The organism is Butyrivibrio sp. NC2007, from assembly GCF_000421405.1.
Lineage (GTDB): Bacteria > Bacillota > Clostridia > Lachnospirales > Lachnospiraceae > Butyrivibrio.
In genome coordinates, this window is record NZ_ATWY01000005.1 from 160,833 (window position 1) to 178,121 (window position 17,289).

Genomic DNA, 17,289 nt, shown 5'->3' on the forward strand with positions numbered 1-17,289 from the left:
TAAATGAACGTTTTAGATGATGTTTTGGACAGTGAAATAAGATTAAAGGACATCAGGTTAAGGATGGTTGATCTGTTCTTCCTGGTGTTTATGTTAGGGCTTGGAATAGCCATAAGACTCCCCTTGTTTGATTTTGAATCGGGGGATTACTATCACTTTCTCTCCCACTGGATGGAGGAGTGCCATAGGGCCGGAGGCATCGGATATCTTGGGATAACGCCCTTTGAGAGCGATGCAAGCACCATCAACTACGGCTGCATGTATCAGTACGTTATCGTTCTGCTCCATTATATCGCAGGGAAAGACCTCCATCTGATAAAGACTGTATCTGTTATATTTGATGTTATCTGCGCCATGACCATATTTAGGATTGCCTACTGCGTTACTGAGGGTAATGTACAGAAATCAGTCATGGCTTTTGGCGGAGTAATGATCCTTCCGACGGTTGTTTTAAACAGCTCGGCTTGGGCACAGTGCGATTCAATCTATACAGCCTTTGTGTTATTATCCCTTCTTCATGCGCTTAAGGGTAACAATAACAGGGTATTTATATATCTGGCCCTTGGATATACGTTTAAACAGCAGGTGATATTTATTGTTCCTTTCCTGATAATAATGTGGCTTAAAGGTAAAATTAAAGCACGATATATTTTCTGGCTCCCGGTGGTCCTTTTTATCACTATGATACCTGCTATGATTGCAGGAAGAAGTTTTGCTGAACTTTTTTCCATTTATGGAAAGCAGGTTTCCACCTACAGTATGCTCACCATGAACTACCCAAGCATATTCATGGTGGTAAATCCGGGACTAAACCTTGAAACCAGAAAACTAATAATAGCTTCAGCAACAGTAGCAGCCATAGCCATACTTGGCTTTATTGCATATTACGTCAGAAACAGGAAGTTTCGAGTAGACGGCCTTTTTATGATAACGATCGCTATATTTACGGCAGAAATAGCTCTTTTCACTCTTCCTGTCATGCATGAGAGGTATGGATATCTGCCGGAAGTTATAGCTGTTTCTTACGCAGTTACAAACTATAAGAGGCTGGCAGTTCTCGTCATGATGCAGTTCGTATCGATAGTAACTTACTCAAAGTTCCTGTTTGGAACGACTGTTGAAGACATGTGGCTCATGTCACTTATGAATCTGATCATAATAATGCTTGTGGGCTATGACCTTTATAAACAGATGAAAACACCGGAGGTGGCAGATGCCTGATTTTAGCAAAAGCATATCGGTTATCATACCTGCCTATAACATAGAGGACCTTTTAGAGAAGTGCGTGGACTCGGTTGCTGCTCAGGACTATCCAAAAGACCTTCTACAGATAATCGTGGTGGATGACGGTTCAACGGATGGAACAGCCAAAAAGGCCGATGAACTTGCGGATAAATATAGTAACGTCCAGGTTATCCATAAGAAAAACGGCGGATCCAGCAGCGCAAGGAATGTCGGGATAGATGTTGCAACAGGGGATTACCTTGGCTTTGTTGACAGTGATGATTATATTTCCGGAATCATGTACAGCTCCATGATGGAAGCTGCCATGCGCACCGGTGCGGACATGATACAGATCGCCAGAGACGAGATATCCGAAAGCGGTGATAAGCTCCCGGATGTCCTTGAGAGATTTGATAAGGAAAAAGAGATTACTCCCGCTGAGCACCTTCGGACTCTTCTTATGCACACAGGAGATGCGTCTTTTTGCACCAAGCTCACAAAGAGAGAACTATTTACCGAGGATATGAGATTTCCGGAAGGGGAGCTCAACGAAGATTTCTACCTGATGATCCATATGCTTCAGAAGGTTAATAAGCTCGTTCTTCTTCCCGAGGCTACCTACCATGTCTTTTACAGGACCGGCTCTAACTCAAGGAAAAAGGCTCGGGATAAGGACTATTTCCCGCCGGTATTTACGGATATCGTAAGAAACGCCGACGTGGCCCTTGATCTGGTCAAAAAGAGTAACCCCGAGCTTGTACCCGTTGCCTACAGGTTTGGATTTGTGCAAAGGCTCGACTATTTGCTTCATATTCCAATCTCCAAGATGACGGCAGATAATTCTTTTTACAAAAAAGTTGTGTCGGATCTAAGATCCGGCTTTGGAAGGATGCTCACAAACAAGTATCTTACCGCTAAACAGAAGGCGTATTTAATGCTCCTTACCATCGCGCCCAAGGGCGTAAGGACTCTTCATGCTCGGATTCGGGGACTTTGATAATGAAAAAATATATATTTGGCTTGATATTAATTATCTCGCTGGCTCTGAGCATTTTCTACGGAACACAGAAGGCGGGATTTCACGAGGATGAATATTATACCTACTACTCCAGTAACAGAAGCATAGGGCTGTTTCAGCCTGACAGGGAGTGGCAGGAGAGGCAGGCTGTGCTGGATGAGTTTGCCGTTAAGCCGGGAGAGGGCTTTAACTATGGAATGGTTAAGCTGGTTCAGTCCTGGGATGTGCATCCGCCATTTTATTATTTTCTGTTCCACACGCTCTGCAGCTTTGTTCCGGGACAATTCACCAAGTGGACGGGGCTTATAACAAATCTGATGGCTTTTGTGGTGGCATTCCTGCTTCTTTGTCTGCTCATGAAACGACTCAAGGTTCCACTTCCTGTTGAGGTGGCGGTTCTGCTATTTTGGGGGCTCAATCCTCAGACTGTATCCTGCAATATGCTGATCAGAATGTATGCCTGGCTCGGGGCAGCGCTGATCGCTTGTGCGCTGTTTCATATAAAGCTCATACAGGACTTTGACAACAACGCTCTGGAGATTAAGGACTTTGTGCTCAAGAGCCTTCTTCCGATAATGATCACTTCCTACATCGGCTTTTTGATCCAGTACTTCTACATCTTTTTCTTTGTGGGAATCGGATTTCTTACCACCCTCTGGATTGTCTTTTTCAAAAAAGACATTAAAGTAGGCCTTACATATGTTGCCGGCTGCGCTGTAAGCCTCGCTTTTGCGGTACTTACATACCCATCAGCTCCAAGGCATATGTTTGGAGGATATCGCGGAGGAGATGCTTCGGGAAGTCTCTTTGACATTGCTAATACCTGGATGAGGCTATCTTTCTTTACAGGGCTGTTTAATGACTTCGTGTTTGCCGGAGGACTTCTTATAATTGTGCTTATCATCTTTATGGGACTTCTCCTTAAGATAACGTCCAAAAAGAGGGTAAAGAAGGAAGGAAAGCCGGCTCCAAGGCCAGAGATCATAATACTTACGCTTGCATCACTGGGGTATTTCCTTTTGACGTCGAAGACAGCACTCCTCGTAGGAAGCGCTTCAAACAGATATGAGATGCCAATCTATTCTCTTCTGATATTGCTGATCTTTATGGATGTTTACTACGTCCTGAGTGATATGGGCAACAAAGCACTCATCTATGCAATGGGAGCAATTCTGATAGCTCTTTTACTAAAAGGGCATTTTAGTGATAAGAGTGTGCTGTTCTTATATCCTGAGGATACGGAAAAGATGGCGTATGCTTCAGAGAACGCAGATGAAGTTGCGGTGGTAATGTTCAATCCCAAGACGCCTCAGAATGTCTGGAGGCTTACGGATGAGCTTTTAGAGTATCCAAAGGTCTTTTACATGGATGAGGAGAACCTTGATAAGATCACAGATCCGACAGTTACCGGTGCAGATAAGATCATCCTCTATGCAGCCGATGACGAGCTTCAGGAAGATGCTTTTGAGAACCTGTTTGACAGCTGTAAGAAGCTCAGCGCCATGAGCTGTGTATTTACTGAAGATATGTGGACTACCTATGAAGTTAAGTGATGAGAACAGCTCTTTTGACCTTTGCGTCTCATTAGTATATGATATAGAGTGACTATGAATGTCATGAGATAAAAACAATATTTATGGAGAGTTAAAATGGAAAGATCAATTATTGATGATAAGACGATCCTGGTTACCGGGGGAACAGGTTCTTTCGGACACTGCTTTACTCAGTATGTTCTTGAGCATTACAATCCCAAGAAGCTCATAATCTATTCAAGGGACGAGTTCAAGCAGTTCACTATGTCCAATGAGAAGATATATAAGGACAACGCTGACAAGATGCGTTTCTTTATCGGAGATGTAAGAGATGAGGCAAGACTTGAGAGAGCTTGCGAGAATGTTGATTACATCGTTCATGCAGCTGCGCTCAAACAGGTTCCTGCCTGTGAGTACAATCCTGATGAGGCCATCAAGACCAATATTAACGGCGCTCAGAACGTAATAAACGCAGCACTTAAGACAGGTGTTAAGAGAGTTGTGGCTCTTTCAACAGATAAGGCAGTAGATCCCGTTAACCTCTACGGTGCAACCAAGATGGTTTCAGATAAGCTCTTTATCGCAGCTAACGCTTACGCTGGTTCCAAGGACATCAACTTCTCGATCGTCCGCTATGGAAATGTAGCCGGAAGCCGTGGCTCCATCATTCCTTTCTTCAAGAGCCTTATTGAGAAAGGGGAAAAAGAGCTTCCTATCACCGATTATCGTATGACAAGATTCTGGATCAGCCTTCCCGAAGGTGTTGAGCTGGTTCTTAAGGCTCTTGCAGAGGCTAAGGGCGGAGAGACCTTCATCAGCAAGATCCCTTCATTCAACATCAAGGACCTGGCTGAGGCTATGTGCCCGGGCATCGGAACCAAGGAAGTCGGCATAAGACCCGGTGAGAAGCTTGATGAAGTAATGGTTACCAAGGAAGATGCTCCTAATACTTACGAGTATGATAAACACTTCATCGTATATCCTCAGGTTTCCTTCTCTCACGAGATCGTTCCCGCTCCCGGCGGAAAGAGAGTTCCCGACGGATTCTACTACAGCTCAGGTAACAACACTGAGTGGATGAGTGTGGAGGATATCAGAAACAGACTCAGTGAAGCAGTAGATCACTGATAAATACAGAAATTCAGACTAATCGGAAGCACCTGGTCTTTAAGTGGCCGATGCTTCCTTTGTTGTTTGAGAGGCAAGTTTACGGGGAGAATATGATCAAACTAAGTATTGTCGTACCGGTTTATAATATGGCGGCGGATGGGAAGCTGGAGTACTGCCTGGACAGTCTGGTTAATCAGACCCTTGCGCCGGGGAGTTTTGAGATAATCGCTGTAGATGACTGCTCAACGGATAACTCCCTGGAGATATTAAGGTCTTATCAGGACAGATACCCTGACAGATTTATCGCCATCGCCTCCGACAGGAACCGTCATCAGGGCGGAGCCAAGAATATAGGACTTGCCGGGGCGAAGGGCGAGTGGATCGGCTTTATCGATGCCGATGACTGGGTTGTCCCCGATTACTACGAGAGACTGATTGGCAAGGCTGAAGAGACCGGAGCCGATATGGTAGGGTGCGACTATAACCTGACCCATGAGCACAGCTTCAAGGTTGGCGAGATCGTCCACAACAATAACTTTGAGCAGACAGGAGTCATGGACAAAGAGAGATACCGGAAGCTCCTTATCGAGACCGGAAGTCTTGTGGTCAAGGTATATAAAAGGGAACTTATCCTGGGAGACTATGTGCCCGGGACCAAAGATAAAGTGGATATCTTCCCTGAGGACATCTTCTATGAGGACAATGCGGTCAGCAACACCTGGATGACGAGAGCCAAACACTTTGAATACATCCGGGAGCCTCTTTACTTTTACTATCAGCATGACTCATCAACGGTCCACAGCATTTCAAAAAAGAACCTCGAGGACCGAATGGTGGCCGGCAGGATGATAGTGTCCGAGGCAAAGGAAAATGGCTATTATGAAGACTATCTTCCGGAGATAGAATTTCAGTACACTGTGTTATTTTATGTCAACACATTGTTCTCAGCCATGCCAAAAAGATACAAAATTAAAGGATGCTATAATTTTTGCAAGGCTCTTGGAAAAGAGATGAAAGAGACCTTCCCAAATTTCCAGAACAATCGTTATTATTTGGAGAAGATACATCCCGAGGAGAGGAAACTCATAGGATTTCAGATGAAGTCCCATTTATTCTTTTATATATACTACAGACTGCTGTGGTTCTACAGAGATCTAAGGAGCAGTCTGTCAGGAAGGAATTAAAGCTTAATGCGTAAGATTATCAGCAAATTAAAAGTGCTTCTTGATAAGAAGCAAAAGAGACAGATGGTGGGCATAGTCATTCTCATGCTCATTGGTGGCGTCCTGGAATCACTGGGTATCGCAATGATAGCGCCAGTTATGCAAGTTGTCATCGATCCCCAGAAGGTGGAAGAAAGCAAGATCTTATCAGGCGTTTACAATCTCTTTAACCTTAGCAGTACAACCCAGCTGGCGGCTCTTATAATGGTGGCGCTGATTCTTGTCTTTGTAATCAAGAACGTATTCTTATACTTCATGAATGTTGTTCAGCTTCGGTTTGTATATACCAATCAGTTCGCAACTTCAAGGCGTATGATGATCAATTTCATGCAGCGTCCTTATGAGTATTATCTGAACGCTGATACAACGGTAATCCAGAGGAATATCACATCAGACGTAAACAATCTCTACGCACTGATCCTTAGCTGCCTTCAGCTTATCAGTGAGATCATAGTATTTGTCTGCCTGGTAGCTATCCTTCTTAGTCAGGATGCCAGGATGACACTGACAATAGCAACTCTGCTTGTTATCGTGCTCCTTGTCATCAAGTACTTTATCAAGCCTGTAATGGTCAAGGCAGGTCAGGATAACCAGGATTACTACAGCGGACTTTACAAGTGGATCTATGAGTCCGTAACAGGAATAAAAGAGATCAAGGTTGCAAATAAGGAGAACTACTTCATCAATGGCTACGCTGACTGCGGAGCAGGCTATGTAAATGCCGTTCAGAAGTACAATCTCTACAACTCAACACCAAGACTCCTTATCGAGACCATCGCCATCGCAGGAATGGTCGGATACATGCTTGTAGTTATGCTCTCAGGAACCAGCATCACGACGCTCCTTCCTCAGCTCACGGTCCTTGCAGCTGCTGCAGCGCGTCTCTTGCCCAGCGCCAACAGGATCAACAACTACCTGACATCAATCGCGTATTTTGAGCCTTTCCTGGACAATGTTAGCGACAATCTCCAGATGGAAATCCACGATGAGTCAATTTCTTACAACAGCGATGACTACCGCGTTAAGACTGCAGTTACCAAGCTCCCTGTAACAAAGACAATCAGGATGGAGGATATTACCTATAAGTATCCCGGAACGGACAAGCTCATCCTAGATAAAGCTACCATGGAGATTCCTGTTGGCAAGTCTGTCGGTATCGTAGGAACATCCGGAGCAGGTAAGACAACAATCGTTGACGTGCTTTTGGGACTCCTTGAGCCCGAGAACGGCAGGATCCTGGCTGACGGCGTGGATGTAAACACCAACTACCAGGGATGGCTTAAGAACATAGGCTACATCCCTCAGACAATCTTTATGACGGATTCAACCATCAGAAAGAACGTGGCATTTGGCGTTCCCGATGATGAAATAGATGATAACAAGGTCTGGCAGGCACTTAAGGAAGCGGCTCTTGATGAGTTTGTAAAAGAGCTTCCTGAGGGGCTCGACACACAGATAGGCGAAAGGGGTATTCGTCTTTCAGGTGGACAGCGCCAGAGGATCGGTATTGCAAGAGCTCTTTTTGAAGACCCTGAGGTTCTGGTTCTTGATGAAGCCACATCTGCCCTGGATAATGACACCGAGGCAGCCATCATGGATTCCATCAACAGACTTCACGGCAGGAAGACTCTGGTCATTATCGCTCACAGGCTTCAGACCATTGAGAAGTGCGACATGATCTACAGTATTGGAGAGGGTAAGGCTACACTTAAGTAAAGCCTTGGAGGAGTTATGGAAGGTACTAATTCTTTGGGTAAAAAGAGAAATCCCAGCTTTGAACTTCTAAGAGTGATTGCAATGTTCATGATAATTACTCTGCATTACAACACGCACACGAATGCGCTGCTTCAGCTTGGGATTCCTGCTACAGCCGTCAATATATTTGCAAATATCATGGAGGCTTTTGTCATAACAGGCCTTAATGTTTATGTGCTGATAAGCGGATATTTCCTCTCAAAGGGCAAGGTGAAACTCAGCCGCATCATCACTTTGATCTGTCAGGTGTACTTCTACACACTGATAATATCCCTTGTGATGCAGGCTGTAGGAGCATCTTCCGGAGTAAGATATGACTCCATGTACAAGATCGTGGAATACATATTCCCGATTTCTTCAGAGCATTACTGGTTTGTGACAGCCTATGTGATCATGTACATCCTGGCACCTGTTATGAATGCAGCTGTTGAGAAACTTTCAAGAAAACAGATGAGGGCAGTGATCTTTCTTCTCCTTACCTGGTTCTGCTTTATAAAGAGTGTGGTTCCGGTTCTTTTCCCAACGGATAAGTTCGGATATGACTACGGATGGTTTATATGCCTCTATCTCATAGCGGCATATATCCGCAAGTACGATGTTGTTCTATTCTACAACGCAAGAAACAGTGCCCTCGTATTTGTGATATCCTGTGCGGTCATAGCCACCATGAGTATCTCTCTTTACTACATAAACTATAACTGGGGCGGAGTTGCTCATTTTCAGGAAGTACCGTTTAACTTCAATTTTTTCTTCACTTTAACGGGGTCGCTTGGACTGTTCTCCTTCTTCAGGTTCTTTAAGATGAGAGAAAATAAAGCTGCCGACGTGGTAAGATTCCTTGGCCCCCTCACCTTTGGTGTATATCTTCTTCACATGCATGTGGAGATCAGAGACAGATGGGTAGAGTGGATGGAAAGCCTTATGGGAAGCGTTCCGACCTATAGTGTTCCGCTGTTTGCATGGCACGCTGTAAGGTCGATACTCATTGTATTTTTAGCAGGTATTTTTGTGGACTGGATCAGAAAGATGATCTTTGACTATGTGGGAAGAGTCCTTCATGACACCTGGCTGTTTAAGCAGGTAAGAAAGCTGGACGAGGAGCTGGATTGAGAAACTTTAGAAGCTATTTCCTTAATTTAAAAAAGTACCAGGCTCCGCTGGAAAAGTACGTATTTCCCGTGATCCTTCTCTTATATCCGCTTATTGGCCTTAATTTGGGGCTGGATATAACGGACACCACCTACGGCCTTTCCAACTATGAGTTTCTTGGAAATATAGATCCCATGTGGGCTCTGTCAACGTTTCTCAGTAACGTGGCAGGAAGGCTGTTTATGAACCTTCCCTTTGCAGGGACCATGCTGGGAATGAGCGTATATTGCAGCTTTGTGATAAGTCTGATAGCTCTTTTGCCCTATTACCTTCTGCAGAAGTGGATGCCGGGCTGGATGATCTTCATCGGTGAGTTCATTGCAGAGAGCCTGTGCTGGTGCCCAAGAGTCATCATGTACAACTATCTGACCTATCTGTTCTTTACGCTGGGAACACTTCTTTTGCTGGTGGGAATCTTCGAGTGGAAGAGACAGAACCTCTTTCTTGTCATTGCAGGTGTATGCTTTGGAATGAGCGTTATGGCCCGCTTTCCAAATGTGGTAGAAGCTGCAATGATACTGGTTTTATGGTTCTACGCATTTATAACTCACGGCAAATTTTCGGAGACTCTGAAAAAGACCCTTATCTGTATCGCGGGATATATCGCAGGCCTTTTAATTCCCTTTATCGGAATTGTAGGTCTTTATGGTCCCGGCGCTTACTTTGAGATGATAGGAAGCCTTTTTGGAATGACCGAGAAGGCCTCTGACTATACAGCCGGCGGAATGATAAGTTCCATCATAAGTGCATATTTCAGTACCGCTACGGACATGTTTATCATGCTTCCCTGCATAGCTGCAGGAATCATTATGTTCATGCTCCTTCCGGACAGATATGTTTTGGTAAAAAAGCTCCTGTACATCGCAGGACTTTTCATAGTCGTTAAGTTCTATTTCTCGAGAGGTGTATTTACAAAAAATTATCACTATTATGACTGTGTCTTCCAGGCAGCCATGATGTTTGTTATCATCGCACTTATCCTGTGCATCGTAGGAAGCACAGGAGTTTTAAACGGAAGCAAACAGGAGCAGACCCTTGCTTTTGCGGCGCTTATGATAATTCTCATAACGCCCCTTGGAAGCAACAACTACACCTTCCCTGTTATCAATAACCTCTTTATAGTTGCGCCGGTAGTACTCTGGCTCATGAGAAGGCTGATGCAGAGAGTAGGGCAGGCTCAGTACCATTTCGCATGGCAGGCCATGATCTCCATGGTCATTACCGTGCTCATTGTTCAGGGTATCATTTTCCATTTCAGCTTTGCTTTTATGGATGCTGTGGATGGAAGCAAGAGAGATGCTTACTGCAGCATTCCTAAGGTTTCGGGGATGAAGACAACTAAAGAGAATGCAGCTACTTTGGATGAGCTTTATGCTGCACTTAAGGATGAGGGTCTTTTGCAGGACAAAGTCCTCTTATTTGGTGGAGTTCCGGGACTTTCATACATTCTTGATATGGAGCCTGCAATCGACACCGTATGGCCGGATCTTGACAGCTATTCGACATCCAAGTTTGATGAGCAGCTTATGGAACTTAGTACATCTGGGGATGCACCTTCTGTGATCATGGGAAAAGACCTGGCTGAGTATGCCAACATAGATGAGAAATATGACATTTTGATGGACTATATTGCTAATCACGATTATAATAAGGTCTTTGAGAATGATAGATTTATGGTTTTTAGCAGTAAATAGGAGTTTATGAAATGACTGAGACACATGAAACAATTGAAACACAGGTAGCAGAGAAGAAGGATATCTTTGACAAGATCATGTCACTGCCGGTTCTGAATATATTAGAACCTTTTTACAAGAAATATAAGGAAGGGCTTCTGTACCTGTTCTTCGGAGGACTTACATTCTTTCTGAGCATCTTCCTGTTCTGGTTTATGGGTGAGGGCGTAATGCACCTCAATCCGATCGTAAATAACACTATCGACTGGGTTATTTGCGTTGCATTTCAGTTTTTTACAAACAGAACATGGGTGTTTGACGGAAAAGTTGATAACAAAAAGGATTTCCTCAAGCAGGCAGGTTCCTTCACTGCGGGAAGACTCTTCACACTTGTTGTTGAAGATGGCCTGATCTTTATTTTTGTATCACTGCTGAAGTTCCCTGAGATGCCGGTAAAGCTTGGAGCGACATTTATTGTAATAGTACTTAATTACATCATCAGTAAGCTTATCGTATTTAAGAAAAAAGAGGATTAAATCATGCGCATTAACTTTAATGTTCCCCCTTATACGGGAAAAGAGTTTGATTACATAAAAGAGTGTGTAGAGAACCAGAAGATCTGCGGAGATGGTCCATACACAGCAAAAGATAATGAGTGGATCGAGAAAAAGACAGGAGTTACAAAGGCTCTTCTTACAACCTCCTGCACTCATGCCACTGAGATGGCTGCGATTCTTGCAGATATCAAAGAGGGTGATGAAGTCATCATGCCTTCCTACACCTTTGTTTCAACTGCCAATGCCTTTGTTTTAAGAGGTGCCAAGGTTATTTTTGTCGACATCAGACCTGACACCATGAACATTGATGAGAATCTGATCGAGCAGGCAATTACTTCAAAGACAAGAGCTATCGTCCCTGTGCACTACGCAGGAGTTGGCTGTGAGATGGACACCATCATGGACATCGCAAAAAGGCACAACCTCTTTGTCATTGAAGATGCTGCTCAGGGCGTTATGGCAACCTACAAGGGCAAGGCTCTCGGTGCCATCGGAGATTTTGGTAACTACAGCTTCCACGAGACCAAGAATTACAGCATGGGTGAGGGCGGAGCGCTTCTTCTTCGCGATGAGACCTATGTTGATAACGCCATCATCATCAGAGAAAAGGGAACCAACAGAACCCTCTATAAGCTTGGCAAGGTTGATAAGTACAGCTGGATCATGCCCGGTTCATCCTATCTTCCAAGCGATATGAACGCAGCTTACCTCTATGCTCAGCTTCAGATGGCAGATGAGATCAATGCCGACAGATTGAATCACTACAACAGATACTACGAGGCACTTAAGCCTCTTGAAGAGAAGGGCCTTATTGAACTGCCTTATGTGCCAAAAGAGTGCGTTCACAATGCCCACATGTTCTACATTAAATGTAAGGACTTCGAGGAGAGAAAGGGCCTTATCGATTATCTCATGGCTAACGATGTCCTTCCTGCTTCTCACTATGTTCCGCTCCACTCAGCCAAGGCAGGACTTATCTACAGTGAATTCAGGGGAAAAGATAAGTACACTACCAAGGAGAGTGAGAGACTTCTGCGTCTTCCTATGTACTACAAGCTCACAGACGAGGATCTGGACGAGGTTGTTACAAGGGTTAAGGAGTACTACAAATTTACGTAAGACGGAGCTCTTTGTATGAAAAAAGCACATCAGGGTATGAACTTCATAGTACCTGCATTATTAACGCTGGGGGTTTTCGTGATTGTTTCTTGTTTTGGGGACTTTTACTTTGACCTCAATGATGATGTGCTCATGAAAGATATATTGTCGGGAGCCTATACCGGGATTCCCGCCGGACACAACATTCAGATGCTGTATCCCATCAGCGCCTTAATTGCCCTTATCTACAGGGTATTTAAGGGCCTTGATGTGTATGGCATCTTTTTATGTGCACTTCAGTTTTTGTGCGTGTATATTGTGGCAGAGCGTGCTTTTTCAGCTTTTGAAGACAGGATTTCCAAGGTTATAACCGCTCTTTGTGTGTTCCTGTTTATGCTGGGCACCATCGGCTCTCACTTTGTTTTTGTCCAGTACACCTTTACCGTGGGCTTTATGTCCGCAACTGCAGCCTTCCTCATCATGACGCATGAGGGAGATGGGAAAAGAGATCACGTACTGGCGGTAGTTCTTATAACACTTGCCTATCTTATAAGGTCTGAGATGCTTCTTTTGACCCTTCCTATCGTGGGCGTGGCAATATTTGCCAGGTGGCTTATGCAAAAGGACCTGTTTTGGAAATATTTTAAGCTCCTGGTTTTCATAATTGCCGGTATAGCAGTATCCATGGTGCTCCACAAGATAGGCTATTCTTCATCTGAGTGGAAGGAGTTTAATAACCTCTTTGATGCAAGGACAGAGCTTTACGACTTCCAGTACATACCGGATTATGCAGAGAACAAGGAGTTCTTTGACAGTATCGGACTGTCGGAAGCTGAACAGCAGCTACTTGTGAACTATAACTACGGAATAGATGATGAGATAAATGCAGATACTCTGTGGGCTGTGGCAGAATATGCCTCCGGGCAAAAGACAGATGAGACTCCCTTTATGGAAAACCTTAAGGCCAGCACAGTCTCTTATCTGTACAGATTAAGGCATATAACCTATCAAAAGAGCTATGAGTATCCCATGACGGATGCGCCTTGGAATATAATAGCACTGGTTCTTTATTTAACAGCGTTTGTTATTTATTGCCTTGCGCAGGACAAAAACAGAAAGCTTTGCGGAATATTCTCGGTGCTTCTTCTCTTTGCCTGCAGAACCACGCTGTGGCTTTACATAATAATGAGGGGTAGAGACCCGATCAGGATCACCCATCCTCTCTACCTCATGGAGATATTTGTTCTTCTTGGCATGATCCTTTTGGAAAGCAAAAATAGCAAGCGATATGCTTATGTTCCTCTTGTGGCAGTTTCACTGGCGTCTCTTATCTTCATTCCAAACCAGTTTGGAGTCATTAAGGACGAGATGGCAGAGAGGGATGTGATGAGAGCTCACTATGATGCGCTCTATGACTACTTTGCACAGAACAGGGACTCATTCTACTTCTGTGACGTCTACACCTCGGTCAAAGCCACTGATGAAGGTGAGAGAACCTTCTCTGAAAAGATGTTTGACCGCGTAGATAATCGCCTTGCCAATCACGACCTCATGGGAGGCTGGGCATCTAAGAGTCCTCTTTACTACGACAAGTTGAGTGCCTATGGCTTTGCTTCCATGCATGATGCCATTTTGAGCGATGGCGTCTATGTGGTGACCAAAGAGTCCTCGGGAATCGAGTGGCTTTCTGATTACTACCTGGATAAGGGAGTAAATACAGAGCTTCAAAAGATAGATACAGTGGCAGATGTGTTCTATGTCTACAAGGTCACATCCGCAAACTGATTGGAGATATGCATGAAAGAATATGAATTTGTAAAAAAGGGAAATCTGGTGAGCCTTCGCCTTTCAGACGAGGACGATATCCCCATGATCGTGGAGTGGCGAAACAAAACAAGAGTCCGCATGAACCACGTATATCGTGAGGACTTTACCATCGATGGCCAAAAGGCTTGGAAAGAAAAGAATATTGATACCGGAAAGGCAGTTCAATTCATCATCTGTGAAAACAGGCAGGACAGAAGGATTCCAAGACCCGTCGGCGTTGTTCATTTCCACGGAATTGATAAAACCAAAGGCGAGGCTGAGTACGGAATATACATCGGTGAAGAGGATGCACTCGGAAAGGGCTACGCCAAAGAGGCAGCAGTACTGGCCCTTGAATATGCCAAGGAAACGCTGGGACTTAAAAAGGCAGTACTTCGTGCCTTTGCTTCCAACATCGCTGCAATAAAGAGCTATACTCATGCAGGTTTTGTAAAAACCGCGGATGTTCCCAAGGTTCTGTGCAGTGATGGTCAAAAAGATGATATGATAATAATGGAAAAGAGTTTATAGATGGGAGAGGAAGCAAAATCAATGTCTAAGAAACTAATCAGCTTTTGCATTCCATGCTACAGATCAGAACAGACCCTTGAGGGCGTTATCAGGGAAATAGATGAGACCATGAAAAAGATGGCCTCTTATTCCTATGAGATAATCCTGGTAAACGACGGTTCACCGGATAACACCTGGGGCAAGATCCGTGAGCTTGCAGATAAAAGTGAGCTAAAAAACATACTTGGTATAAACCTTGCCAAGAACTTCGGTCAGCATGCTGCCATTATGGCGGCTTTAAACGCAGCTGCCGGAGATTACATAGTCTGCCTTGACGATGACGGACAGACTCCTGCAGACGAAGTGGATAAGCTTATTGCAGCCCTTGAAGGCGGCGCAGATGTTGCCTATGCAAGGTACAGCCACAAGCAGCACAATCTCTTCAGGAATTTCGGTACGGCCATGAATGAGTGGATGGCCTCTGTCATGCTTGGTAAACCAAAAGACCTCTATGTGTCCAGTTACTTTGCTGTAAAGCGCTTTGTTGTCAATGAGATGGTCAAGTATGAGAGCTCTTACCCTTACGTAATAGGCCTCGTCCTTCGTACCACCAGAAATATCGTAAACGTAGATGTCACCCACAGAAGAAGGGAAGTCGGCCAGAGCGGATATACCCTTGGTAAGCTCTTTGCCCTCTGGATCAACGGCTTTACTGCCTTTAGCATTAAGCCCCTCAGGATCGCTACCGTGACAGGAGCCGTATTTGCAATACTGGGCTTTATCTACGGAATTTACACCATTATCAAGAAGTTTGTCCTGCCGGATGTGCAGATCGGATTCTCGGCTCTCATGAGCGCAGTAGTGTTCATGGGCGGCGCTATCATGCTGATGCTGGGAATGATCGGAGAGTACCTCGGCAGACTCTATATATCACAGAATAAGAATCCGCAGTTCGTTATCAGGGAGACTACCCGCGATGAAACCAGATAAGGATGCAAAAATGGCCTGGCTTATGTCAGGCTTGTTTGGCGTTTTGGCAAGTGTTTTTTTAATATTCGGATATCAGCTTGAAAGTGCAGATGCCATCAATTTAAATGATAAGAATGCCCTGTCGATACTTTTGATGTTCATTCTGATCTTCACCATTGATACCAGGTACGTGTGGAGAAACTACAACAGCGCGCTTCACGGTGGCAAGCTCTTTGGCTTTATCACCCTTCCTAAGGACACAGGTGATGCAGAGGTATCAAGAAGAGACTTCCTTATCAATTACCTGTCAATGATAGCTCTTAGCATTCCAGTCATGCTGGCAGAGTTTCCGGGATTTTTTGTTTACGACGCACAGGATGAACTTAACGAGGTGCTTACAAGGTCTTTTACCACCCATCATCCGCTGCTCCATGTCCTATTGCTGGGCGGAATTATCGCTCTGTTCCACAAGATATCAGGCTCCTGGAATGTGGGAATCTTTGCCTACATATTCCTGCAGATGCTGGTGATAACAGCTATCTTTGCCTATGTGGTCACTTACCTTCAGAAGCGCGGAATTGGCAAGAGATCAAGAATTCTCTGGGTTTTGTACTATGGACTGTTCCCGACAATAGTCATGTACACGCTCTGCTCCTGCAAAGACGGCCTGTTTTCGGCGCTGCTCCTTCTTCTGACAGTATTTCTGGTTCAGCTGGTGGCAAGCCCTGAGGCTTTCTTATCTGACAAAAAGAAGATAGCAGTTTTCGTCCTTACGGCAGTACTTATGCCCATGTTCAGGCACAACGGCTTTTATGCATATCTGGTATTTATTCCATTTGCTCTTATCTATTTCAGAAAGAGCTTAAAGCCCATGCTTATCGGTATGCTTGTAGCGCCGGTGGTGCTTTATCTGGCATTATCGGGCCTTTTGTCCGCAGTATGCCACACTGAAGGGACTCATCACCAGGAGATGCTCACAGTGCCAATCATGCAGCTGGCAAGAGTCTACGCTTATGAAGGCGATAGTCTCACTGCTCAGGAAAAAGAGCTGATAGAGAGCTACATACCAAAGAGTAATCTGGATAAATACACGCCCAGAGTATCAGACCTTGTAAAGGTTGACTTTAACAACGAGCTCTATGAACAGAACAGCGCAGGCTTCTGGAAGGCATGGAAGACACAGCTCGTTAAGCACCCGATTGCTTACGTCAATGCCTGGCTTCTTACCTCCTACGGTTACTGGTATCCGCCGGCAATAATTAACGTTTATAAGGGCAACTCGGTTTACTCTTTTACCTACGAGGACAGCTCCTACTTTGGCTACGAGGTTGAGCCTCCGGGAGAGAGAAAGAGCCTTATCCCTGCAATTGATAAGCTCTACAGATATCTGTCCATCGGCTCATTCCAGCAGGATGCGCCGGTGCTTCACTTATTCTTTGGTCCCGGACTATATGTTTTTATCTACATGTTCGTGTTTGCTTACAGGCTCTATAAAAAGAGATTTGGAAATATATTGCCGTTTATGCCCATGCTGCTCACTTTCTGTACAGTGCTCCTTGGGCCGACATATCTTGTAAGGTACGTCCTGTACCTATGGCTGTGCATGCCACTTCTTTTGGTGACTGCAAAGGCCGTTAAAGAGGCGCAGTAAGCCGTTTGATTAAG

14 protein-coding genes are annotated in these 17,289 nt (G+C 44.7%); all 14 read left to right on the forward strand.

Translation table 11 applies throughout. From position 1 onward, the window contains the following. Positions 1-3: 3 nt before the first annotated feature. On the forward strand, positions 4-1,221 hold the full coding sequence (locus tag G632_RS0105890; RefSeq protein WP_022768101.1) for a hypothetical protein: 1,218 nt from the start codon (positions 4-6) through the stop codon (positions 1,219-1,221). Beyond that, positions 1,214-2,221: a glycosyltransferase family 2 protein gene (locus G632_RS0105895; RefSeq protein ID WP_022768102.1), complete on the forward strand. Its 1,008-nt coding sequence runs from the start codon at positions 1,214-1,216 to the stop codon at positions 2,219-2,221. The genes G632_RS0105890 and G632_RS0105895 overlap by 8 nt, the downstream gene beginning before the upstream one ends. 2 nt (positions 2,222-2,223) lie before the next feature. Continuing rightward, a complete protein-coding gene (locus G632_RS0105900) occupies positions 2,224-3,795 on the forward strand; it encodes a hypothetical protein (RefSeq protein ID WP_022768103.1) in 1,572 nt (523 codons plus the stop codon). Positions 3,796-3,891: 96 nt separating this feature from the next. After that, positions 3,892-4,902, forward strand: coding sequence for a UDP-N-acetylglucosamine 4,6-dehydratase (inverting) (gene pseB / locus G632_RS0105905; protein WP_022768104.1), 1,011 nt, complete (start codon positions 3,892-3,894; stop codon positions 4,900-4,902). 92 nt (positions 4,903-4,994) lie between these two features. Then, positions 4,995-6,068 carry a glycosyltransferase family 2 protein gene (locus G632_RS0105910; RefSeq protein ID WP_022768105.1) on the forward strand — a complete coding sequence of 358 codons (1,074 nt, stop codon included), beginning with the start codon at positions 4,995-4,997 and terminating at the stop codon, positions 6,066-6,068. A gap of 6 nt (positions 6,069-6,074) precedes the next feature. Next, positions 6,075-7,823, forward strand: coding sequence for an ABC transporter ATP-binding protein (locus tag G632_RS0105915; RefSeq protein ID WP_022768106.1), 1,749 nt, complete (start codon positions 6,075-6,077; stop codon positions 7,821-7,823). A 15-nt stretch (positions 7,824-7,838) separates the two neighbouring features. Next, positions 7,839-8,972, forward strand: coding sequence for an acyltransferase (locus tag G632_RS0105920; RefSeq protein WP_022768107.1), 1,134 nt, complete (start codon positions 7,839-7,841; stop codon positions 8,970-8,972). Further along, positions 8,969-10,705 carry a hypothetical protein gene (locus tag G632_RS0105925; protein WP_022768108.1) on the forward strand — a complete coding sequence of 579 codons (1,737 nt, stop codon included), beginning with the start codon at positions 8,969-8,971 and terminating at the stop codon, positions 10,703-10,705. The genes G632_RS0105920 and G632_RS0105925 overlap by 4 nt, the downstream gene beginning before the upstream one ends. A gap of 11 nt (positions 10,706-10,716) precedes the next feature. Next, positions 10,717-11,220 (forward strand): GtrA family protein, encoded by a 504-nt coding sequence (locus tag G632_RS0105930; RefSeq protein ID WP_022768109.1) that lies wholly within the window; start codon positions 10,717-10,719, stop codon positions 11,218-11,220. A 3-nt stretch (positions 11,221-11,223) separates the two neighbouring features. Further along, positions 11,224-12,360 (forward strand): dTDP-4-amino-4,6-dideoxygalactose transaminase, encoded by a 1,137-nt coding sequence (rffA, locus tag G632_RS0105935; RefSeq protein WP_022768110.1) that lies wholly within the window; start codon positions 11,224-11,226, stop codon positions 12,358-12,360. Between the two features lie 15 nt (positions 12,361-12,375). Then, a complete protein-coding gene (locus G632_RS0105940; RefSeq protein WP_022768111.1) occupies positions 12,376-14,124 on the forward strand; it encodes a hypothetical protein in 1,749 nt (582 codons plus the stop codon). 12 nt (positions 14,125-14,136) lie between these two features. Continuing rightward, positions 14,137-14,676, forward strand: coding sequence for a GNAT family N-acetyltransferase (locus G632_RS20980; RefSeq protein WP_022768112.1), 540 nt, complete (start codon positions 14,137-14,139; stop codon positions 14,674-14,676). A 21-nt stretch (positions 14,677-14,697) separates the two neighbouring features. Continuing rightward, positions 14,698-15,645: a glycosyltransferase family 2 protein gene (locus G632_RS0105950; RefSeq protein WP_026512417.1), complete on the forward strand. Its 948-nt coding sequence runs from the start codon at positions 14,698-14,700 to the stop codon at positions 15,643-15,645. Then, a complete protein-coding gene (locus G632_RS0105955; RefSeq protein WP_022768114.1) occupies positions 15,632-17,275 on the forward strand; it encodes a DUF6020 family protein in 1,644 nt (547 codons plus the stop codon). Before G632_RS0105950 ends, G632_RS0105955 begins: the two co-directional genes overlap by 14 nt. The last annotated feature ends 14 nt before the right edge of the window (positions 17,276-17,289 follow it).